General features: G+C 70.7%; 18 protein-coding genes. 8 read left to right on the top strand and 10 right to left on the bottom strand.

The features are described from left to right. Nucleotides 1–44: 44 nt before the first annotated feature. From ABT170_RS37350 to ABT170_RS37340, 3 genes are all read left to right on the top strand, one after another. Entirely contained in the window at nt 45–1478 is a 1434-nt protein-coding gene (locus ABT170_RS37350) for an RsmB/NOP family class I SAM-dependent RNA methyltransferase (protein WP_329941715.1), read from the top strand. Between the two features lie 150 nt (nt 1479–1628). Further along, nucleotides 1629–2312 carry a ribulose-phosphate 3-epimerase gene (gene rpe, locus ABT170_RS37345; RefSeq protein ID WP_329941714.1) on the top strand — a complete coding sequence of 228 codons (684 nt, stop codon included), beginning with the start codon at nt 1629–1631 and terminating at the stop codon, nt 2310–2312. Between the two features lie 133 nt (nt 2313–2445). Then, nucleotides 2446–3441: a sugar-binding transcriptional regulator gene (locus ABT170_RS37340; RefSeq protein ID WP_443034246.1), complete on the top strand. Its 996-nt coding sequence runs from the start codon at nt 2446–2448 to the stop codon at nt 3439–3441. A 110-nt stretch (nt 3442–3551) separates the two neighbouring features. Here ABT170_RS37340 and ABT170_RS37335 read toward each other — a convergent pair whose 3' ends face one another. After that, nucleotides 3552–4613, bottom strand: coding sequence for a terpene synthase family protein (locus tag ABT170_RS37335; protein WP_329941713.1), 1062 nt, complete (start codon nt 4611–4613; stop codon nt 3552–3554). Nucleotides 4614–4911: 298 nt separating this feature from the next. Here ABT170_RS37335 and ABT170_RS37330 point away from each other — a divergent pair, with 298 nt between their 5' ends. From ABT170_RS37330 to ABT170_RS37310, 5 genes are all read left to right on the top strand, one after another. Further along, on the top strand, nt 4912–6378 hold the full coding sequence (locus tag ABT170_RS37330; protein ID WP_329941712.1) for a GuaB1 family IMP dehydrogenase-related protein: 1467 nt from the start codon (nt 4912–4914) through the stop codon (nt 6376–6378). Nucleotides 6379–6573: 195 nt separating this feature from the next. Beyond that, nucleotides 6574–8031: an aldehyde dehydrogenase family protein gene (locus tag ABT170_RS37325; RefSeq protein WP_329941711.1), complete on the top strand. Its 1458-nt coding sequence runs from the start codon at nt 6574–6576 to the stop codon at nt 8029–8031. A gap of 115 nt (nt 8032–8146) precedes the next feature. Continuing rightward, on the top strand, nt 8147–8605 hold the full coding sequence (locus ABT170_RS37320) for an Lrp/AsnC family transcriptional regulator (protein WP_329941710.1): 459 nt from the start codon (nt 8147–8149) through the stop codon (nt 8603–8605). Between the two features lie 236 nt (nt 8606–8841). Beyond that, nucleotides 8842–9639, top strand: coding sequence for a carbon-nitrogen hydrolase family protein (locus tag ABT170_RS37315; protein ID WP_351875116.1), 798 nt, complete (start codon nt 8842–8844; stop codon nt 9637–9639). A gap of 93 nt (nt 9640–9732) precedes the next feature. Further along, nucleotides 9733–11424, top strand: coding sequence for a flavin monoamine oxidase family protein (locus tag ABT170_RS37310; RefSeq protein WP_351875113.1), 1692 nt, complete (start codon nt 9733–9735; stop codon nt 11422–11424). A 33-nt stretch (nt 11425–11457) separates the two neighbouring features. On the opposite strand, the gene ABT170_RS37305 is transcribed toward ABT170_RS37310, so the two are convergent. The 9 genes from ABT170_RS37305 to ABT170_RS37265 all read right to left on the bottom strand — a co-directional run. After that, nucleotides 11458–12306: a fumarylacetoacetate hydrolase family protein gene (locus ABT170_RS37305; RefSeq protein WP_329941707.1), complete on the bottom strand. Its 849-nt coding sequence runs from the start codon at nt 12304–12306 to the stop codon at nt 11458–11460. 58 nt (nt 12307–12364) lie between these two features. Beyond that, the gene (locus ABT170_RS37300) at nt 12365–13387 is read right to left on the bottom strand and encodes a hydroxyacid dehydrogenase (RefSeq protein WP_351875110.1); all 1023 of its coding nucleotides are present in this window, start codon (nt 13385–13387) and stop codon (nt 12365–12367) included. Continuing rightward, complete coding sequence (locus ABT170_RS37295; protein WP_329941704.1) at nt 13371–14444, bottom strand: dihydrodipicolinate synthase family protein; 1074 nt, start codon at nt 14442–14444, stop codon at nt 13371–13373. The genes ABT170_RS37300 and ABT170_RS37295 overlap by 17 nt, the downstream gene beginning before the upstream one ends. A gap of 8 nt (nt 14445–14452) precedes the next feature. Continuing rightward, on the bottom strand, nt 14453–15481 hold the full coding sequence (locus ABT170_RS37290) for an NAD-dependent epimerase/dehydratase family protein (protein WP_329941703.1): 1029 nt from the start codon (nt 15479–15481) through the stop codon (nt 14453–14455). A 6-nt stretch (nt 15482–15487) separates the two neighbouring features. Next, complete coding sequence (locus tag ABT170_RS37285) at nt 15488–16438, bottom strand: carbohydrate ABC transporter permease (RefSeq protein ID WP_443034245.1); 951 nt, start codon at nt 16436–16438, stop codon at nt 15488–15490. 2 nt (nt 16439–16440) lie between these two features. Further along, the gene (locus ABT170_RS37280; RefSeq protein ID WP_266929175.1) at nt 16441–17346 is read right to left on the bottom strand and encodes a carbohydrate ABC transporter permease; all 906 of its coding nucleotides are present in this window, start codon (nt 17344–17346) and stop codon (nt 16441–16443) included. A gap of 112 nt (nt 17347–17458) precedes the next feature. Continuing rightward, nucleotides 17459–18712 carry an ABC transporter substrate-binding protein gene (locus ABT170_RS37275; protein ID WP_329941702.1) on the bottom strand — a complete coding sequence of 418 codons (1254 nt, stop codon included), beginning with the start codon at nt 18710–18712 and terminating at the stop codon, nt 17459–17461. Nucleotides 18713–18759: 47 nt separating this feature from the next. After that, nucleotides 18760–20016, bottom strand: a complete 1257-nt coding sequence (locus ABT170_RS37270; protein WP_329941701.1) for a Gfo/Idh/MocA family protein — start codon at nt 20014–20016, stop codon at nt 18760–18762. 36 nt (nt 20017–20052) lie between these two features. Continuing rightward, nucleotides 20053–21680 (bottom strand): peptidase C14 (locus ABT170_RS37265; RefSeq protein ID WP_351875104.1); only part of this gene is annotated, 1628 nt, incomplete at its 5' end.

The following is a 21680-nucleotide window of genomic DNA, read 5'->3' as shown; positions in this document are numbered from 1 at the left end:
GGCTGGGGAGGTTAGCCCCCTCACCCTCCGCGGAGCACCTTCACGTGAACGACCAGCAGCGTCGCCGTCCGGCCAAGACCCATCGCCGTCCCCAGAAGGATCCCGTCCGGTTCCTCGCCTTCGAGGCGCTCAGGGCCGTCGACGAACGGGACGCGTACGCCAACCTGGTGCTGCCGCCGCTGCTCAGGAAGGCCCGCGCCAAGGGCGACTTCGACGCCCGGGACGCGGCACTGGCGACCGAGCTGGTCTACGGGACACTGCGCCGTCAGGGCACGTACGACGCGATCGTCGCGGCCTGCGTCGACCGGCCGCTGCGTGAGGTCGACCCGCCGGTCCTCGATGTGCTCAACATGGGCGTCCACCAGCTGCTCGGTACCCGCATCCCGACCCACGCCGCGGTCTCCGCGAGCGTGGAACTGGCCCGGGTGGTCCTCGGCGAGGGGCGCGCCAAGTTCGTCAACGCGGTGCTGCGCAAGGTCTCGGCGCACGACCTCGACGGCTGGGTGGAGCGCGTCGCCCCGTCCTACGAACAGGACGCCGAGGACCATCTCTCCGTCGTCCATTCGCACCCGCGGTGGGTCGTCTCCGCGCTCTGGGACGCCCTGGGCGGTGGCCGCGCGGGGATCGAGGACCTGCTGGAGGCCGACAACGAGCGGCCCGAGGTCACGCTGGTCGCCCGTCCCGGCCGCTCCACCACCGAAGAGCTGCTGGAGGCCCTCGGTGAGGAGAACGGACTGCCCGGCCGCTGGTCGCCGTACGCGGTACGGATGGCGGAGGGCGGCGAGCCGGGAGCCCTGACCGCCGTGCAGGAGGGCCGGGCGGGCGTCCAGGACGAAGGAAGCCAGCTCGTCGCCGCCGCCCTCGCCAACGCCCCGGTGGAGGGCGACGACACCCGCTGGCTGGACGGCTGCGCGGGCCCCGGCGGCAAGGCCGCCCTGCTGGCCGCGCTCGCGGCCGGACGGGGTGCCGCTCTGTTGGCGGCCGAGAAGCAGCCGCACCGCGCCCGGCTCGTCGAGCGGGCGCTGGCCGGCAACCCCGGCCCGTACCAGGTCATCACGGCGGACGGCACCCGCCCGCCGTGGCGGCCCGGCACCTTCGACCGGATCCTGATGGACGTGCCCTGCTCGGGCCTCGGTGCGCTGCGCCGTCGCCCAGAGGCCCGCTGGCGGCGCCGCGCGGCCGACCTGGAGAGCTTCGCCCCCCTCCAACGCGGCCTGCTGCGCGAGGCGTTGAAGGCCGTCCGGGTCGGCGGCGTCGTGGGGTACGCGACCTGCTCTCCGCACCTCGCGGAGACCCGGGTCGTGGTGGAGGACGTCCTGAAGGGCCGGGGCGGGGAGCCGGTGAGCGCCGAGTGGATCGACGCCCGGCCGCTGATGCCGGGAGTGCCCGCGCTGGGGGAGGGCCCGGACGTCCAGCTCTGGCCGCATCTGCACGGCACGGACGCGATGTATCTCGCGCTGCTGCGCCGGACCGGCTGAGTGCCGGCCGGGGTCCGTCCCGTACGGAGCCGGTAAAAGAGCGGTAAAGCACAGGCAAAATGCCGGGATTGTGCGAACTGTGATGATCGCATGCGGCTTTGGGGCGCACGAAGGCAAGGAACCGGCCGGGAACGTGGCAGGCTTGGGTGCATGGCCCAGATCAACCCCAGCATTCTGTCCGCCGATTTCGCGCGTCTCGCCGAGGAGGCGAAGGCCGTCGAAGGTGCCGACTGGCTCCATGTCGACGTGATGGACAATCACTTCGTGCCCAATCTCACCCTCGGGGTGCCGATCGTCGAGGCGCTGAGCAGGGCCACGGACACTCCGCTGGACTGCCATCTGATGATCGAGGACGCCGACCGCTGGGCTCCGCAGTACGTCGAGGCGGGGGCGGGGTCCGTCACCTTCCACGTGGAGGCCGCGGCGGCGCCGGTCCGGCTGGCGCGGGAGATCCGGGCGAAGGGGGCGCGTGCGTCGATGGCGCTCAAGCCCGCGACGCCCATCGAGCCGTACGAGGACCTGCTACCCGAGCTCGACATGCTGCTGATCATGACGGTCGAGCCGGGCTTCGGCGGCCAGGCGTTCCTGGACATCATGCTGCCCAAGATCCGCCGCACCCGTGAGCTGATCTCCAAGCACGGCCTCGAACTGTGGCTCCAGGTCGACGGCGGCGTCTCGGCGTCCACGATCGAGCGGTGCGCCGAGGCCGGCGCCGATGTCTTCGTCGCCGGCTCGGCCGTGTACGGGGCGGCGGATCCGGCCGAAGCGGTGCGGGCCCTGCGCGCGCGGGCGGACGCGGCAACGGCCGTGGCGCCCTGGGCGTGCGGCCACTGAACAAAGCGCAGATGAACGTGGCCCGACGGGGCCGATCAAGGATCGCCGGATCTGACAGGATGAGCGGCGTATCGGGCGTGTGAACAGCAGTGAGGAGATCGCGGTGTCTGGCATCTCGGCGGGTCGGTCAGCCATGCGGATGGGACCCGCGGAGCTGGTGCAGGCGGCGGCCATGGCCCGCCGGTTCTACCTTGAGGGAAAGTCGAAGATCCAGATCGCCGAGGAGTTCGGCGTCAGCCGCTTCAAGGTGGCCCGGGTCCTGGAGACGGCCCTTGAGCGTGATCTCGTACGGATCGAGATCCGGGTACCGGCCGAGCTGGACGCCGAGCGCTCCGACGCGCTCCGGGCCCGCTACGGGCTCCGGCACGCGGTCGTCGTCGAGTCCCCGGCGGACGAGCAGGACGACGCGGCCGACCCGGAGAACCTGGGCGAGGTCGCGGCCGACCTGCTCGGCGAACTGGTGAACGAGGGCGATGTCCTGGGCCTGGCCTGGGGCCGCTCCACCATCCATATGGCGGCGGCCCTCGACCGCCTGCCGCCCTGCACGGTCGTGCAGCTCACCGGCGTGTACGACGCGGGGACGGCCGAGCGCGGCTCGGTCGAGGCGGTCCGCCGGGCCGCCCAGGTCTCCGGTGGCGAGGCGCACCCGATCTACGCGCCGATGCTGCTGCCGGACCCGGCGACCGCCGCCGCCCTGCGGCACCAGACGGGCATCGCCCGCGCCTTCGAGTACTTCGACAAGGTGACGGTCGCCGCCGTCTCGATCGGTTCCTGGGAGCCGGGCATCTCCACGGTCCACGACATGCTCTCCGACGAGGAGCGGGCGCACTACGCCTCGCTCGGCGTCGCCGCGGAGATGTCCGCGCACCTCTTCGACTCCGACGGCCGCCGGGTCGGGCGCGATCTCGGCGAACGGTGCATCACGGTCGAGGCGGACCGGCTGCGCCGGATCCCCGAGGTGGTGGCGATCGCGGGCGGCCAGCGCAAGGCGGCGGCGATCGGTGCCGTTCTGCGCTCCGGGCTGGTCACCAGCCTGGTGACGGACACGGCGGCGGCCGACTTCCTGCTCACCGAGTCGGCGGCCGGACCGCGCCCGGCGCTGGAGCGGGCCGACCCCGACGGGGAGTGACCCGGCCGGGGAGTGCCCCGGACGGACGGGAACGGACGGATACGACGGAGGCCGGGCGCTCGCACAGCGCCCGGCCTCCGTCGTATCCGCTCTCCGTCGTGTCCGTCCGCTCAGACGGCGCGGTTGGTGTCCCCGGCGCACTGGACGGCGTGGTCACCGCCGATGCCCAGCACCGTCTCCTCCAGATACTCCCCGGGCTCCGCGTACTGGCTGACGTCGGCCGGGTTGTAGCGCGGGGTCTGCTGGGACCAGTCCAGATTGCCGCGCATCCAGCTGCGCATGCCGTCGAGGTAGGGCACGAGCAGACCGGAGAGCTGCGGATAGAGCTCCAGGAGTTCTTCCTCGGCCGTCAGGAACCGCTCGGTCTCCGTGGCTATCCGCTCGGCGACGTGGTCCAGCGCCTGCTGTTCGCCCAGGCCCCGGTGATGCCGGACCAGGTGGACGAGGTTGTGGATCTCGCCGAGCACCTGCTCCTTCTCGAAGGAGTAGACGTCATTGGCCCAGCACACGACGTTGCACGAGGCCTCCAGGGCGGTGATGAACCGGGGGTCGTTGTGGATCGACTCGGGGGCCTCGATGCCGGCCACGATCTCTATGAGGTCCATGCAGACATGGATGGCCCCGGTGTGCCGCCGCTTCGCGATGTACGTCTCCTCGGACGGCACCACGTCGTCGGCGCGGTTCCCGGCCTCCCAGGTGGTGGCCGTCGTGAGATACATGACCAGATGCCAGGCGAAGCGGGTGCGCCAGTGCGGCGCGGCATTCGGCGTCGTACGTTCCCACAGGTCGGCCAGGGCGGTCACGGCGGCCGGGAGCTCCTCGCCCGGCAGCGGATGGGGGGCGGAGCCGTCCACCACGGCCCGCATCCGGTCGACCACGTCGCGTACCCGATCCGGGCTGCGGCCCAGATGTCCGTCGTCGAGCTGGTCGTCCACGAGGAAGAGCCAGACGAACCAATCGGCCACCAGATCGAGGTGTTCACCGTTGGCCGTCGGGTAGACCATGCCGACGAACGCGCCGAAATCGGCCTGTTCGAAGCGCTTTCTCGCCGACTCGCGGTGTACCAGCCCGGTACGGCGTGTCCAGGCGTCAATATGGTCCCGGGTGTGACCGACATGCGGGTTGGTCCGCTGCGGGAACGGGCAGTAGATGTCCGGCAGTTCGCTGTCCACAGGCGGATCTGCATCCTCTCCGGTCAAACGGGCGTGTCGGGTTCCTCGACAGCGCCCGTACGGCGCTGCGCTGACCCCGAGACCTGCGGATTTGAAGCTACCTGACCCCTTGTCACCGGGTCCAGGGATGGTGATCACGAATGGTTCGAATTCCGTTCGGGTAGAGTCTGTGGGTAAGGCAGGTTCCACTTGCCCGGCCCCCCCGACCGCCTCCTTGGAGGAATACACGAATGCGGGGGTCTTTTGCTGTGCCTTTGTGGAAACGACCTGCACCGTTTCGTATGAAAATATGAGTGTTATGCGTTTTCTTGAGCCTGGCACCGGTCGTTACACAGAGTCCCCCTCGGTCCCGTACGACCTCACGTACGACGATGTCTTCATGGTCCCGGGCCGCTCGGCGGTCGGGTCCCGCCAGGGTGTCGACCTCTCGTCGCCCGACGGCACCGGCACCACCATCCCGCTCGTCGTCGCCAACATGACCGCGATCGCGGGCCGCCGGATGGCCGAGACCATCGCCCGCCGCGGTGGCCTCGTCGTCATCCCCCAGGACATCCCGATCGAGGTCGTCACCGACGTCATCACCTGGGTCAAGACACGTCATCTCGTCCTCGACACCCCGATCGTGCTGGCCCCCGGCCAGACCGTCGCCGACGCCCTGTCGCTGCTGCCCAAGCGTGCCCACGGCGCGGGCGTCGTCGTCGACGAGGAGCGGCGGCCCGTCGGCGTCGTCACCGACCACGACCTGACCGGCGTCGACCGCTTCACCCAGCTGTCCGAGGTCATGTCCAAGGACCTGGTGCTGCTCGACGCGGACATCGACCCGCGCGACGCGTTCAACCGGCTCGACGGAGCCAACCGCAAGCTCGCGCCCGCGGTCGACGCGGACGGCAGGCTGGTGGGCATACTCACCCGCAAGGCCGCCCTGCGCGCGACCCTCTACACACCCGCCACCGACGCCGGGGGCAGGCTGCGCATCGCGGCCGCCGTCGGCATCAACGGCGATGTCGCGGGCAAGGCCGAGCAGCTCCTGGCCGCGGGCGTCGACACACTCGTCGTCGACACCGCGCACGGCCACCAGGAATCCATGATCAGCGCGGTCAGGGCCGTCCGGGCGCTCGACCCGAAGGTGCCGATCGTCGCGGGCAACATCGTCGCCGCCGAGGGTGTGCGCGACCTCATCGAGGCCGGCGCGGACATCATCAAGGTGGGCGTCGGCCCCGGCGCCATGTGCACCACCCGGATGATGACCGGCGTGGGCCGCCCGCAGTTCTCCGCGGTCCTGGAGTGCGCCGCCGAGGCGAAGAAGCACGGCAAGCACGTCTGGGCCGACGGCGGTGTCCGTCACCCGCGCGATGTCGCCATGGCCCTGGCGGCCGGCGCGTCCAATGTGATGATCGGCTCCTGGTTCGCCGGCACGTACGAGTCGCCCGGCGACCTCCAGCAGTCCGCCGACGGCCGCTACTACAAGGAGTCCTTCGGGATGGCCTCGGCGCGCGCCGTGAAGAACCGCACCTCGGAGGAGTCCTCGTACGACCGCGCCCGCAAGGCGCTGTTCGAGGAGGGCATCTCCACCTCGCGGATGTTCCTGGACCCGGCCCGTCCTGGTGTCGAGGACCTGATCGACTCCATCATCGCGGGCGTCCGTTCCTCCTGCACGTACGCCGGTGCCGGCTCCCTGGAGGAGTTCGCCGAGAAGGCGGTCGTCGGGGTGCAGAGCGCCGCCGGTTACGCCGAGGGCAAGCCGCTGCACGCCAGCTGGAGCTGATCCCGCGCCCTCCACGGCACGCCTGCCCCTCCCGGTGGTTCACCCGGGAGGGGCAGTTGCGTTCAGCGGTCGCGCGCTGGCCGAAAAGCGTTTGTCACCGGCCGCGGAGCGAGTCTTTCCCGCGCTTCAACTCTGTTGAGATATAAGTAATATGAAGCGCAATCAGCTGCCTTTCTCTCTGTGGTAAGGGATCTCATGTCCTTCTTCACCGACCTGGCCCATCAGTACATCGACGGCGAGTGGAGGCCGGGGAAGGGGTCCTGGGACATCATCGACTTCAATCCCTACAACGGGGAGAAGCTCGCCTCGATCGCCGTCGCCACGGCCGGCGAGGTGGACCAGGCCTACCGCGCGGCGGAGCGGGCGCAGCCGGCGTGGGCGGACACCAATCCGTACGCCAGGCGGGCCGTGCTGGAGAAGGCCCTGCGGATCGTCGAGGAGCGCGAGCCGGAGATCAGCGAGGCCATCGTCGCGGAGCTCGGCGGGACCGGGCTGAAGGCGGCCTTCGAGCTGCACCTGGCCAAGGAGTTCCTGCGCGAGTCCATCCAGCTGGCGCTGCGCCCGGCCGGTCAGATCCTGCCCTCGCCGACCGAGGGCAAGGAGAACCGTGTCTACCGGCTGCCCGTCGGTGTCGTCGGGGTCATCAGCCCCTTCAACTTCCCCTTCCTGCTGTCGCTCAAGTCGGTCGCCCCCGCGCTGGCGCTAGGCAACGCGGTCGTCCTCAAGCCGCACCAGAACACCCCGGTCTGCGGCGGCACCCTGCTGGCGAAGGTGTTCGAGGACGCGGGCCTGCCCGCCGGACTCCTCAACGTCGTCGTCACCGATATCGCGGAGATCGGCGACACCCTGCTGGAGCACCCCGTACCGCAGGTCATCTCCTTCACCGGGTCGGACAAGGTCGGGCGGCACGTCGCCACCGTCTGCGCGGCCAACCTCAAGCGCGCCGTCCTCGAACTGGGCGGCAACAGCGCGCTGATCGTGCTCGACGACGCCGATGTGGACTATGCCGTCGACGCGGCCGTCTTCAGCCGGTACATCCACCAGGGCCAGGTCTGCATGGCCGCCAACCGGATCCTGGTCGACCGGGCGGTGGAGGCGGAGTTCACCGAGAAGTTCGTCGCCAAGGTCGCCTCCCTGACCGTCGGCGACCCCGCCGATCCCGCGACGCAGATCGGCCCGCTGATCAACTCCTCGCAGGCCGAGGCCGTCTCCAAGCTCGTCGACCAGACCGTCGAGGCCGGCGCGACGGCCCTGCTGCACGGCCGGGCGGAGGGCAATGTGGTCAGCCCGTCGGTGCTCACCGGGATCGCGGCGGACTCGCCCGTCCTCCAGCAGGAGATCTTCGGTCCGGTGGCCCTGCTGGTGCCCTTCGACGGCGAGGACGAGGCGGTCCGGATCGCCAACGACACCCCGTACGGGCTGAGCGGCGCCGTTCACACCGGCAACATCGAGCGCGGGGTGCGGGTCGGCAAGCGCATCCACACCGGCATGATCCACATCAACGACGGCACCGTCCACGACGAGCCCATCGTCCCGTTCGGCGGCGAGAAGAGCTCCGGCCTCGGCCGGCTGAACGGCGAGTCCATGATCGAGGCGTTCACCACCCAGAAGTGGATCTCGGTCCAGCACGGCCGCTCGCAGTTCCCCTTCTGACCCGGCCGCACCCCACTGCGTCCGGCGCGCCCCCGAGGGGCGGCCCATGGTCTACTGCGGGGGCGGCACCGCCGCCCCCGCAGCAGCCCCATCGCAGAGAAGTGAACCGCCCGACGTGCGCCTGAACGACCTCGACGAACGCATCGTCCACGCCCTCGCCGAAGACGCCCGGCGCAGCTACGCCGACATCGGCGCGATCATCGGACTGTCCGCCCCCGCCGTGAAACGCCGGGTGGACCGCCTGCGCGCCGAGGGCGCGATCACCGGATTCACCGTGCGGGTGGACCCGGCGGCCCTGGGGTGGGAGACCGAGGGCTTCATCGAGATCTACTGCAGCCGCAACACGTCGCCGGAGGCGATCAAGCGGGGTCTGGCCCGGTACCCGGAGATCGCCGCCGCCTCCACGGTGACCGGAGACGCCGACGCGGTCGTGCAGGTCTTCGCCGCGGACATGCGCCACTTCGAACAGGTGCTGGAGCGGATCGCCGGAGAGCCGTACGTGGAGCGGACGAAGTCGGTGCTGGTGCTCTCGCCGCTGCTGCGTCGCTACTCGGCGGGTCCGCCCCCGGCCTGAGACACCCGTGCCCCGGCCGGGGCACCCGCGCCGCCCCGGCCGGCGGGTGCCTCCACCCGAGACCCACATCACCCTTCTGACCTGCGGCGATGCGGTGCGCAACAAATCGCCGCAGGGGCCGGGAGACGCGCAACGAATCGGCGGTCCCCGCGCAACGGTCGCGCCTTGTCCGGGGCGACGGCCGCCCGTACCGTCGATACGTCTCCCCACTCACCCCGCACCGCCCGAGGTCAGCCATGCCGTCGTTGCGTACCGCCCTGCTCCAGAGCTCCGGCCGGCCCGGTGCCGTGGACGCGAACATCGGGATCCTCGACGAAGCGGCCGGTCGCGCCGCCGCCGCCGGGGCGCACCTGCTGGTCTGCCCGGAGATGTTCCTCACCGGATACGCCATCGGTGACGCCGTCCCCCGCCTGGCCGAGCCCGCCGACGGCCCCGGCGCGCGGGCCGTCGCCGGCATCGCCCTGCGGCACGGGATCGCGGTCCTCTACGGCTATCCGGAGCGGGAGGACGAGCTGATCTTCAACGCGGCACAGCTCATCGGCCCGGACGGCACCCCGCTCGCGAACTACCGCAAGACCCATCTCTTCGGCGATTTCGAGCAGAAGTGGTTCACCCCCGGTGAGCAGTCCGTCGTGCAGACCGAACTCGACGGGGTCCGCATCGGTCTGCTCATCTGCTACGACGTCGAGTTCCCGGAGAACGTCCGGGCGCACGCCCTGGCCGGCACCGATCTGCTGCTGGTGCCCACCGCACTGATGCACCCCTTCCCGTTCGTCGCCGAATCCCTCGTACCGGTACGGGCCTTCGAGAGCCAGATGTACCTGGCGTACGTCAACAGGACCGGCCCGGAAGGCGAGTTCGAGTTCGTCGGGCTGAGCTGCCTGGCCGGACCCGACGGCACCGTACGCGCCCGCGCCGGACGCGGCGAGGAACTGGTCGTCGCCGATGTCGACCCCGGTCTGCTGAACGCCTCGCGCGCCGCCAACCCGTATCTGCGCGACCGCCGCCCCGGTCTGTACGGCTCCCTCGTCTGAGGACGGCCGGCACCTGGGTGGGAGAAGGAGCCCCCCGATGCCGGTCCGCCCGAGCCCGCCCCACCTCTTCGTCCCGCAAGGAGTCCGTACCCCATGACGTCCACGGTGCCCAACGCCGTCCAGCACACCGACGCGGCCCCGCCGATCACCATGTTCGGGCCGGACTTTCCCTACGCCTACGACGACTTCCTCGCCCACCCCGCCGGCCTCGGCCAGATTCCGGCGACCGAGCACGGGGCCGAGGTGGCCGTCATCGGCGGCGGGCTCTCCGGGATCATCGCCGCGTACGAGCTGATGAAGATGGGGCTGCGGCCCGTGCTGTACGAGGCCGACCGGATCGGCGGCCGGCTGCGCACCGTCGGGTTCGACGGCTGCGACCCCACGCTGACCGCGGAGATGGGCGCCATGCGCTTCCCGCCCTCGTCCACCGCGCTCCAGCACTACATCGACCTCGTGGGGCTGGAGACCCGGCCCTTCCCCAACCCGCTCTCCCCGGCCACGCCCTCGACCGTCGTGGACCTGAAGGGCGAGTCGCACTACGCCGAGACCATCGACGACCTGCCACAGGTCTACCGCGACGTGATGGACGCGTGGAACGCCGCCCTGGAGGAGGGCGCCGACTTCACCGACATGAACCGGGCCATGCGGGAGCGCGATGTGCCGCGCATCCGGGAGATCTGGTCGCGGCTCGTCGAGAAGCTGGACAACCAGACCTTCTACGGCTTCCTCTGCGACTCCGACGCCTTCGCGTCGTTCCGGCACCGGGAGATCTTCGGCCAGGTCGGCTTCGGCACCGGAGGCTGGGACACCGACTTCCCCAACTCCATCCTGGAGATCCTGCGGGTCGTCTACACCGAGGCGGACGACCACCACCGCGGCATCGTCGGCGGCAGCCAGCAGCTTCCGCTGCGGCTGTGGGAGCGCGAACCGCACAAGATCGTCCACTGGCCGCTGGGGACCTCGCTGGCCTCCTTGCACGACGGCGAGCCCCGCCCCGCCGTGACCCGGCTCAACCGCACCGCGGGCAACGGCATCACGGTCACCGACGCCACCGGGGACATCCGCACCTTCCGGGCGGCGGTCTTCACCGGGCAGTCCTGGCTGCTGCTCTCCAAGATCGACTGCGATGACGCGCTCTTCCCGATCGACCACTGGACGGCGATGGAGCGCACCCACTACATGGAGTCGTCCAAGCTGTTCGTCCCGGTCGACCGGCCGTTCTGGCTGGACAAGGACGAGGTCACCGGCCGCGACACCATGTCGATGACACTCACCGACCGGATGACCCGGGGCACCTACCTCCTGGACAACGGCCCGGACGAGCCCGCCGTGATCTGTCTGTCCTACACCTGGTGCGACGACAGCCTGAAGTGGCTGCCGCTCTCGGCGAACGAGCGCATGGACGTCATGCTCAAGTCACTGGGCGAGATCTACCCGAACGTCGACATCCGCAGCCATGTCATCGGCAACCCGGTGACGGTGTCCTGGGAGAACGAACCCTGGTTCATGGGGGCGTTCAAGGCCAACCTGCCCGGCCACTACCGCTACCAGCGGCGTCTGTTCACCCACTTCATGCAGGACCGGCTGCCCGCCGACAAGCGGGGACTGTTCCTCGCGGGCGACGACATCTCCTGGACGGCCGGATGGGCCGAGGGCGCCGTACAGACCGCGCTGAACGCCGTCTGGGGTGTGATGACCCAGTTCGGCGGTGCCACGGACGCGACGAACCCCGGCCCCGGCGACGTCTTCGACGACATCGCCCCGGTCGAGCTGCCGGAGGACTGAGACCGGCCGGTACGGCGGGTCCGACCGCCCCCGTTACGCCGGCCGGCAGACGCTGCGCTGCCGGCCGAGGCCCGAGATCTCCACCTCCATCACGTCCTTGTCACCCAGGTACGGGAAGCGGCCCGACAGCGCCACGCCCTGCGGCGTACCGGTGTTGATGATGTCGCCGGGCTCCAGCACCAGGTACTGCGACAGATGGTGCACCAGATGCGCCACGCTGAAGATCATGTCCGCGGTGCTGGAGTCCTGCCGCGGTTCGCCGTTGACGAAGCTGCGCAGCCGCAGTCGCTGCGGGTCGCCCACCTCGTCGGCGGTCACCAGGACCGGGCCGAGCGGGTTGAACGTGGCGCAGCTCTTGCCCTTGGACCACTGGCCGCCCGACTGCTCCAGCTGGAACGCGCGCTCGGAGACGTCGTTGCTGACGGCGTAGCCCGCGATGTGCGCGGCGGCGTCGGCGGGGGAGTCCAGGTAGGAGGCGCGGCGGCCGATGACGACGGCCAGCTCCACCTCCCAGTCGGTCTTCTCCGAGCCGCGCGGGATCAGGACGTCGTCGTACGGTCCGACGACCGTGTTCGGCGACTTGTAGAAGAGGATCGGCTGCTCCGGCGGGAGCGCGCCCGACTCCGCCGCGTGGGCGGCGTAGTTCTGGCCGATGCACAGCAGGGCCGAGGGGCGCGCGACGGGCGCCCCGATCCGCAGCCCGGTGATGTCGGTCTCCGGGAGCTTCGGCTCGTCCGGCACCAGCCGGGGATTCTCGCCGAGCGCGGCGAGGAAGTCGCCGTCGATGTCACCGGTGATGCCCGACAGGTCGTAGTGAAGGCCTTCGGGGCAGACGAGCACCGGGCGTTCGGAACCCGGCTCGCCGACGCGCATGAAACGCATGGAGTGAACTCTCCTGTGGTGGAAGGGGGGTGGGGTGGGCGCGTGACCGGGCCGAGCCTCAGCGCAGCCGTGCCAGGGCTTCGGCGGTCACGGCGTGCACGGGGGGACGGCCGTCCAGCAGGCGCAGCACCTCGTCGACGGCGCTCGCGCCGAGCCGCTGCCGGCACTCGACGCTGCCCGCCGCCTGGTGCGGGGTGAGCAGCACATTGGGCAGGGCGCGGAAGGGGTGCCCGACGGGCAACGGCTCCGCGTCGAAGACATCGATGGCCGCGTCCAGCCGGCCCGAGGCCAGCTCCGCCAGGAGGGCGTCCTCGTCGACCAGCCAGGAGCGGGCGGTGTTCACCAGGCCCGCGCCGTCCGGCATCAGGGCCAGCTGCTCGGCGCCGATCATCTGGTGCGTCTCCTCCGTCACCGGGGCGTGCACCGCCACGATCCGGCTGCGGCTCAGCAGGGTGGGAAGGTCCACGGACTCCACGCCGAGCTCCGCCGCGTCCGCCGGGGACAGGAACGGATCGCTCACGCTCACCCGTGCCCCCATCGCCCGCACCAACGCGATGTACGCCCGTCCGGTGCGGGACGCGCCGATCACCCCGATCTCGCTGCCGTGGATCTCGTGGCGCGGCGGTGCCTCGCTCGCCGCCGCCCAGTCGGCGCCGCCGCGCAGGGCGTGGTCGAAGCGCTGGATGCGGTGGAGCAGGGAGAGGGTGAAGGCGAGGGCCACCTCCGCCACCGGGCGCGCCATCTCGTCCCCGGCCTGGGTGACCCGGATGCCGCGCCGGAACACCTCCTCGGTGACGTACGGGGCGACCGCCGAGCCGGTGTGCGCCACCAGTTCCAGCCGGTCCGCGACATCGAGGAGCCCGGTGTCCGCCCGGGGGCTGCGCCACGACGTGATGAGGGCCCGCGCCCCGGGCATGGCCGCGAGCAGGGCCTCCCGGTCGTGGTGCTCGTCCAGGACGGTCAGTTCGGCCGCTTCCTGGAGCGCCCGCCAGACCTCGGGGGTGAAGAACTGGGCACGCAGGTGCGGGGGGACGGAGACGACCACCCGGGAGCGGTCGGCAGGATCAGGCGAGCCAGGCATCGAGGTGCTCCGCAACGAAGGCGTCATCGGTCAGCCAAGGGTAGGCCTCGGCCACCCGGGTGATCTCCTCGGCCTGTCCCGGCGACAGGGTCTCGGCCGGGTCCAGGCAGCGGATGTTCGCCAACAGGCCCTGGCGGTGCAGCACTTCGTGCACACCGGCGATGCAGCCGCGGAACGCGCCGCGCACATCGAAGACCGCGCTGTTGGCATCGGTCAGCTCGGACCGCCGGGCCAGGCAGCGCACCATCGCCGCGTGGTCCCCGGCGCGGGCGGCGCGCACGTCGTCCAGGAGCGTCACGGCGGAGCTCGTCCAGACGGCCCACTGGCCCAGGAGCCCGCCGGCGAACCAGCGCCTGGTCCCGTTCGCCGTCTCGTACGGGGTCAGGAGGTCACCGATGATGTCGTCGTCGTTGCCGGTGTACAGGGCGACCTCGTCCGCACGGTCCGCGGCGGCCACCGCCCGTACGACATCGGCGGTGCGGTAGCGGTCGAAGGGGGCTATCTTCACCGCGGCGGTGGACGGCAGGTCGGTGAACGCCGACCAGAAGCCGGGCGACAAGTAGCGTCCGCCGACGGCCTCCTGGAGGTAGAAGCCGATGACCGGCAGCACCTCGCCGACCGCGCGGGCCCGCTCCAGCAGCCCCTTCTCGTCGGCGCCGGGCACCGCCGGGCTGAGCAGCACCGCGTCATAGCCGAGCGCGGCGGCAGTCTCGGCCTCGGCGACCGCCTGCGCGGTGTACCCGCAGGCCCCGGCGACCTTGATGAAGGGCCGGCCGGCCTCCCGGTCGATGGTCTCGGCGGCCAGTTCGAGCACCGGCCGCAGCAGTCCGACGCCGGGCTCCCGGATCTCGAACTGGGTGGTGTGTACGGCGACGGCGACACCGCCCGCCCCGGAGGCGAGGTAGTAGCGGGTCAGCGCACGCTGGCGGCGCTCGTCGAACGTGCCGTCCGCGTGCAGCGCGAGCGGATGGGCGGGGATCACCGCCCCGTGGGCGAGCGCGTCCAGAGCGGGCGTGGAGGCGGGCGACGACGCGGACACGGGCGAAGGAGTGGACATGGGGTGGATCAGAACCTTCCGTCACGGACCTGGAACTTGGTGGGCTTGCCGGAGAGCGGCAACCCGCGGCGCAGCCAGTCGGCCTGCCAGGCGACGAGGGTCCGCAGCGTCACGTCCGGGTAGCCGAACAGCGCGTGGCAGCGGCTCGCGTCGGAGAGCAGCGCGGTCGGCGCCTCGGTCCCCGCGAACACCGGCTCCCGGTCGAACTCCTCGCCGAACCACTGCGCCAGACGGCGTACCGAAGCGGTCTCCGGGCCGGTGAGGTTGAGGGTGAACGCCGCGCCCTCGGTGGCGTGCGGCAGCGAACGCAGGGCGACCTCGTTCGCGTAACCCTGCCACACGACGTTGGCATGACCGGTCGTCACATCGACGGGCTCGCCGGCCCGGACGCGTGAGGCGATGTCGGCGAGCACGCCGTAGCGCAGGTCGACCGCGTAGTTGAGGCGGATGTTGGCGACCTTCGTGCCGCGGGTCAGCGCGGCGTGGTCGAAGATCCGCTCGCGGCCGAGGCAGGACATCGCGTACTCGCCGACCGGTCCCACCGGGTCGCTCTCCGTGCAGCCGCCCGAGGAGACCGGGACCAGCGGGTACACATTGCCGGTGGAGAACGCGGCGATCCGGGCGCCGGGCCAGCGGCGCGCCACCCGGTCCGGCATCGCGGCGTTCACCGCCCAGGCGTGCGAGGGCGCCCCGGCCGAACCGAACTTGGCACCGACCATGAAGACGATGTTCCCGGCCTCGGGAAGCTCGCCCAGATCGGCCGCCGGGTCCATCAGGTCGAAGGCGACGGTGGAGACGCCCGCGGCCTCCAGTTCCTCGGCCGCCGCCTTGTCCGACCAGCGGGACACCGCGTACACGGTCACGTCCGTCCGGCCCGCGGCGTCCAGCGCCCGGCGGGCCAGCCGGCACAGGCTCGGACCCATCTTGCCGCCGGCGCCGAGGACCAGCAGGTCGCCCTCCAGCCCGGCGAGGTCGGCGATCAGTGCGGGGGAGGGGGTGGCGAGCCGCTCTTCGAGCGCGGCCTCATCGGTGAACATTCGTAGCTATCCCTTGATTCCGGACGCGGTGACGCCCTCGGTGAAGTAGCGCTGGCCCACCAGGTACGCGGCGAAGATGGGCACGAACGCGATGACGGAGCCGGAGAGCACCACATTCAGCGGCACGTTCTGCTGCTGGAGCGAGGCGATTCCGACGGTGAGGGTGCGCATGTCGGTGGACTGGCCGATGACCAGCGGCCACAGGAAGTCGTTCCAGTGCCACAGGAAGACGAACACCCCGAGCGTGGCGAGGATCGGCTTCAGCAGCGGCAGCACGATCCGGTAGAAGATCTGCCACTCGCTGCACCCGTCGAGCCGGGCCGCCTCGAACAGCTCGTCGGGCAGCCCCTGGATGAACTGCCGCATCAGGAACACCGCCTGGGCGTTGGCCAGGGTCGGCACGATCAGGCCCCAGTAGGTGTCGACGCCGCCCATCTTCGCGATCATCGCGAAGGTCGGGATCATCGTGACGTGGTACGGGACCATCACCATCGACAGGAACGACCAGAACATCGCCTCCCGGCCGGGGAAGCGCTTCTTGGCGAACGCGTAACCGGCCAGCGAGGCCAGCAGCAGCACACCCACGACCGAGACGACCGAGTACATCAGGGTGTTGAACAGCCAGCGCGGTACGTCCTGGGCGTTCATGACGGTGTCGTACGCCTCGCCGGTGAGCGGCCACGGCAGCAGACTGCCGGGGAACTCGACCGCCGCGGACGGCTTCAGCGAGAGCACGACCATCGCGTAGAACGGGAAGATCGTCACGATCGCGGCGACGGTCAGCAGCACACCGCGGGCGATCCGCCCGGCCGGCGTGGCGCGCATGCCGTGCGGGACGGTGTCCTGCTCGGAGAGTTTGCGCAGCTTGCGCTCCGCGCGGCGGGCGGCCCGGTCGCCGCCCGCGGGTGCCTCGGGCGCGGGGGGCGCCTTCTCGGTTTCCACGGTGCTTGCGGTCATGGTCACTGGTCCTTCCCGATCACGAGCCGCTGGATCACGGCCACCACCACGGTCAGCACGAAGAGCGCGACGCCGATGGCGGCGGCGTAACCGAGGTCGAAGTACTTGAAGCCCGCGTCGTAGAGCTGGAAGACGAGCGTGTAACTCGCGTTGGCGGGGCCGCCGCCGGTCATCGTGTAGACGGCGTCGAAGACCTGGAAGGAGGCCGTCGTCTCGATCACGGCGAGGAAGAACAGGGCGGGCTTGAGCTGCGGCAGCACGATGTACCGGAACCGCTGCCAGGGTCCGGCGCCGTCGGTGAGGGCGGCCTCCTCCAGCTCCCGCGGGATGTCCTGCATCCGGGCCAGCAGGATGAGCATCCCGTAGCCGAACCGGGACCAGACGCCGACGATCGCCAGCGCGGGCAGCACCAGGACGTCGTCGGAGAGCCAGGAGCCCTCGGACATCCCGAACCAGCCCATCAGGGTGGACCACGGGCCGCCCGTCGAGAAGATCCAGACGAACACGGTGGCGGCCAGCACCAGCGAGGTGACGACCGGCAGGAAGAACACCGACCGGAAGAACTTCGCGCCGCGGAACGCCCGGCGGGTGATCAGCGCCAGCGAGACGGAGGCGATCAGGGTGCCGGGAACGGCCAGCACGGTGTAGAGGACGGTGACCTTGAGCGCCTGCCAGAACAGGGGGTCGTCCCAGAGGCGGGTGAAGTTGTCGAGCCCGATGAAGCTGCCGCCGCCGGTGAGCGAGTAGTCCGTGAAGCTCATCAGCACACCGGCGATACCGGGGCCGAACCGGAAGGCGAGGAAGAGCAGGAAGCACGGGAGGACGAAGAGCAGGCCGATCCGGGCCTCGCGGCGCGCCTGCGGCCCGCTGCGACGGCCCCGGCGGGTTGGTTCCGCGACGACTGCCACGGGGATCTCCTTGCGGTACGGGAACATTGCTGGGGTGGTACGGCCCGGCGCGATGCCGGGAAGGGGCGGGGTCCGGAAGGTGCCCGGACCCCGCCGGGACTGCGGGACGGCCCTAGCGGCCGAGCATCGCCTGGGCGGCCTTGGCCGAGTCGTCGAGCGCCTGCTGCGGGCTCTTCTTGCCCAGCAGCGCCGCCTGGATCTCCGGCGCCAGCACGCCCATGACCTCGCGGGACTTGTCCTCCAGCGGGCCCACCGTCATCGTCGGCAGCGTCGCGCCGACGGCCTTCTGGAGCGCGTCACCGGGGTAGAGGTCGCCGCCGGACTCACGGGCCGGGAAGTAGCCCGCGCCCTTCTGGAGGCCGGCCGCGTTCTTCGACTCGGCGACGAAGTTCAGCCAGTCGCCGGTGTTCTTCTTGTCGGCTCCCTTGAGCATCGACAGGGCGCCGACGGTGCCGTAGCCGACGGACGCGGTCTCCTTGAGCGGGGGCTGGACGACGATGTTCTCCTTGCCCCAGAACGGCTCGACGTCGGCCGGGGTGTTCTGCCACGTGCAGGCGACCTTGCCCTTGGCGACCGGCGTCTGCTCCAGCTTCGGCGTGGTGGTCACCAGGTCCTTGTCGCTGTAGCCGCCCTCGACGAGCTTCTTCAGGTACGTCAGCGCCTTGACCCCGGCGGGGTCGTTGAAGGTGACCTTCTTGCCGTCCTCGGAGAAGACGTCGCCGCCCGCCTGCCACAGCAGCGGGTAGAAGGTCATGTTCAGCGTCTGCTGGGTGTCCCCGCTGTAGCTGGTGGCGTAGAAGCCCTTGTCCTTGAGCTTGGGGGCCAGGGCCTCCAGCTCCGCCCAGGTCGTCGGGTACGAGGTCTCACCGATGGCGGAGAACACCCGCTTGTCGCAGATCAGCGGGTTGGCGCTGGTCAGGACCGGGGTGCCGAGCGCCTTGCCGTCGTACGTCACGGACTTGAGGGCGAAGTCGGTGTAGTCCGCCTTGGCGTCGGCCGGCATGTAGTCGTCGGCCGGGACTATGTTCTTGGCGTACTTGGGCAGCTGGTCCGGGATGAGGTACACGGCGTCCGGGCCCTTGCCCGAGGCGATCGCGGTGGCCAGCGCGGTGTCACGGTTGGCCCACGGGAAGGTCTCCACCTTCACCTTGACACCGGAGTGCTCCTTCTCGAACGCCTTGACCAGACCGTCCCAGTAGGCCTTGTTCTTGGCCTCGTCGAAGATGACGGGGTAGGTCCACATGGTGACGGTGTTGCCGTCGCTGTCGCTGGAACACCCGGCCAGCACGCCGGTGGCCAGCGCGGTGGCGAGGACCGGGGCGGCGAGGGAACGGACTCTGGAACGGCGCTTCGGTGCACGGGACATGAGGGGGTCCTCCGAGGACGTGAGGGTGATTCCGGGACGAGGGTGAGTCATGCGACGGGCACCTGCTGGACGGTGCCGGTATGGCGGGCGCGTTCGGCGGCGAACGCCGCCAGATGGCTGCCGAGAGAGGTGGCGGGGCCGGAGCGGACCGCCCCGGCGTCCCCGGTGGCGACGGCGGTGACGAACGCATCCACGAGTGCGGCGTCCCCGCCGCCGTGCCCGTCGGCGGCGTTCGAACCGGACGCGCCGAGTTCCCGGACGGTCGTCTCGCCCGTCCGGAAGTCCTGCACGGTGACCCGTTCACCGTCACCGCGCAGCCAGCCGTGCGAGCCGAAGATCCGCGTCTGGCGGTGCGTCTGCTCGGTGAACGCCACCATCTGGAAGGTGGCGGTCACCCCGTCGGTCAGCTGCATGGCGATGACCTGGTGGTCGACCACGTCGTTGTCGCTGCGGTAGGCGCACACGCCGTACGGGCCCTCCCGCAGCGCCTGCACCAGACCGGCCTCGTCCGTCGCCTCGGTGACATGGGTGACCGGCCAGACCGCGCCCTTGTCGCGCAGCGTGGGCATGTACAGCTTCAGCGCGCTGTAGGGGCAGTCGGACTCCACCGCGCAGTCCAGACAGCGGTCGGCGGAGCCGGCCGGGGCGTTCTCCGGCCGGAAGTGCTTCAGCCCGCCGAAGCCGGTGACCTGCTCGATCCGGCCGCCCATCACATAGGTGATCCAGTCCAGGTCGTGGCAGGACTTGGCGAGCAGCATCGGGGACGAGTCCTTCTCGCTGCGCCACGGGCCGCGCACATAGCTGTGGGCGTAGTGCCACCAGCCGACCGGCTCCAGATGGTCGAGCGAGACCAGCTGGCCCAGGACGCCGGAGTCCACCACGCTCTTCACCAGGTCGGTGTAGGGCGTGTACCGCATGACGTGGCAGACGGCGAAGAGGACTCCGGCCCGCTCCACGCCCTCGACGATCCGCCGGGTCTCGTCCTCGGTCGGGGCGAGCGGCTTCTCGGCGAGGATCGCGTATCCGGCCTCGGCCAGGGCCAGGACGGGCTCCACATGGAAGCGGTCCTGGGTGGCGACGATGACGGCGTCGGCGATGCGGTTCTCGACGAGCGGCCGCCAGTCGTCGAACTCGACGGGGGCGCCGGCCGCGGCCCGCGCGGCCGGACGAGGGTCGGCGACGGCGACGAGCTCGGCGCGCTCCGGGTGGGCCTTGATCCACTCGGCGTACGTCAGACCGCGGTTTCCGGCGCCGACGAGGGCGACCCGTACGGGCCGGCCGGTGATCGGGGTGTGCGTGGACACGGGGATTGCCTCCTCGGACTCAGTGGGTCGGGTTGATCAGAAGCGCAGCGTGGCCGCGGTGTGGGCGACACGGTCGCCCTCGTCGGGCAGCGCGGTGCGTTCGGTGCCGTTCTCGACGCAGCCGGTGTGCAGCAGATGGCTGCCGGAGCCGGCGAAGGCCGCGGGCCGCAGCTCCAGGCGCCCGCCGGTGAAGGTGGACCCGGTCGCCCGGTAGCGGTTGGGTCCCTCGGTCACCAGCACATGGGCGGTGCCCGCGGGGGCGGTGGAGTCGAGTCCGGCCAGCTGCCAGTCGACGGTGCGGCCGGTGCCGGTACGGGACAGGAGCGCCGCGTCCTTGTTGGTGCCGTTGATCCGGGTGCCGTCGACCCGCAGCCGCTGGTCCTTCGCGGAGGTCAGCTTCAGCCCGGTGTCGCGCAGCTCGCCGCCGTGGACCGTGATGTCCGCGTGGGCGAGGGAGACGGGGGCGGTGTCCTTGGAGCCGGACAGCGTGCACTGGTCGAGGACGAGGGGCCCGGTGCCGTTGAACACCGCGCCGTCGACGCCCTTCAGCACGGTGCGCGCGATCGTGACCGGGGCGGAGACATTGGCCTGGGTGATCTCGGCACCCGCGGCGAAGGCGAACGAGGAGTCGGCGATCACATTGGGCCGGGTGGAGAGGTCGGAGGCCCGGGAGACGATCAGCGGACCGGTGGCGGTGCAGCCGCGCAGCTGCACCCCGTCCGCGTTGACCCAGAGCATGCCGGAGCCGGCGAGCGACTTCTTGCCGACGACGAGCACGTCCTCCAGGGTCAGGTCGGTGATCTTGACCCGGGCCACGAACCAGGAACAGGCGTGCCTGCGCACCGTGATCCGCTTGGCCCGACCACCCCACGCCGCCCCGGAGTTGGCGAACGTCATCAGACCGGAGTTGCCGGTGTAGACGAGGTCGTGCTCGAACTGGCCGTGCGTCACGAACGGGCCCTCGTCGTCACCGTCGCCGTGGCAGTTGGTGACGTAGCAGTAGGCGGAGGCCGTGAAGTCGTTGAGGTGACGGGCGTTGGAGGTGTGACAGTCCTCGACGTGCCCGTACAGGCAGTAGATCTGCTGCGTGAGATAGCCCGCGCCGCCGTAGGTGACGGACTTGGGGTTGGTGAGCGAGCACTGTTCGGTGCGGTAGTACGTGCACCAGCGGCGCATGACCACCGGCCAGAACGTGCCGATCGCCTCGATCCCGGAGACGTCGCAGCGCACCGCGTACTCGTACGCGACCGGGTGCGAGCCGGTCATCTCGTCCTCGCCCCAGCCCTCGAAGACCATGTTGCGCACATGGGCGCGGTCGACGGGCTCGATCCGGGTCCAGCTCAGGGTGCGGCCCGCGGCCAGGTCCCAGCCGATCTGGTAGTTGACCCGGATGTGGGTCCCGTCCACGATCCCGGTCACCTGGACGAGGCGCTGGATCTCCTTCTCGTACTTCCCCGCCAGCGCGTCGCTCTCCACCGCCCACCACTGGCCGACCGCGAACTTCCCCGAGTCGCCGACCTCGAAGAGGTCGGACAGGTCCGGCATCGGCGCACTCAGCTTGTGGGTGTGCGTGGTGTCGGTGGGGGTGCCGCGGAAGGAGAGGACGGCGCCGAAGGGGTTGTCGTGGGTGTTCTTCTCGATGCCTTCGGTGCGGATGGTGTGGC

The sequence above is a fragment of the Streptomyces sp. NPDC001787 genome (assembly GCF_040297465.1).
In the GTDB taxonomy this organism is placed as follows: domain Bacteria; phylum Actinomycetota; class Actinomycetes; order Streptomycetales; family Streptomycetaceae; genus Streptomyces.
This window is presented reverse-complemented; position numbering and strand designations above follow the sequence as displayed.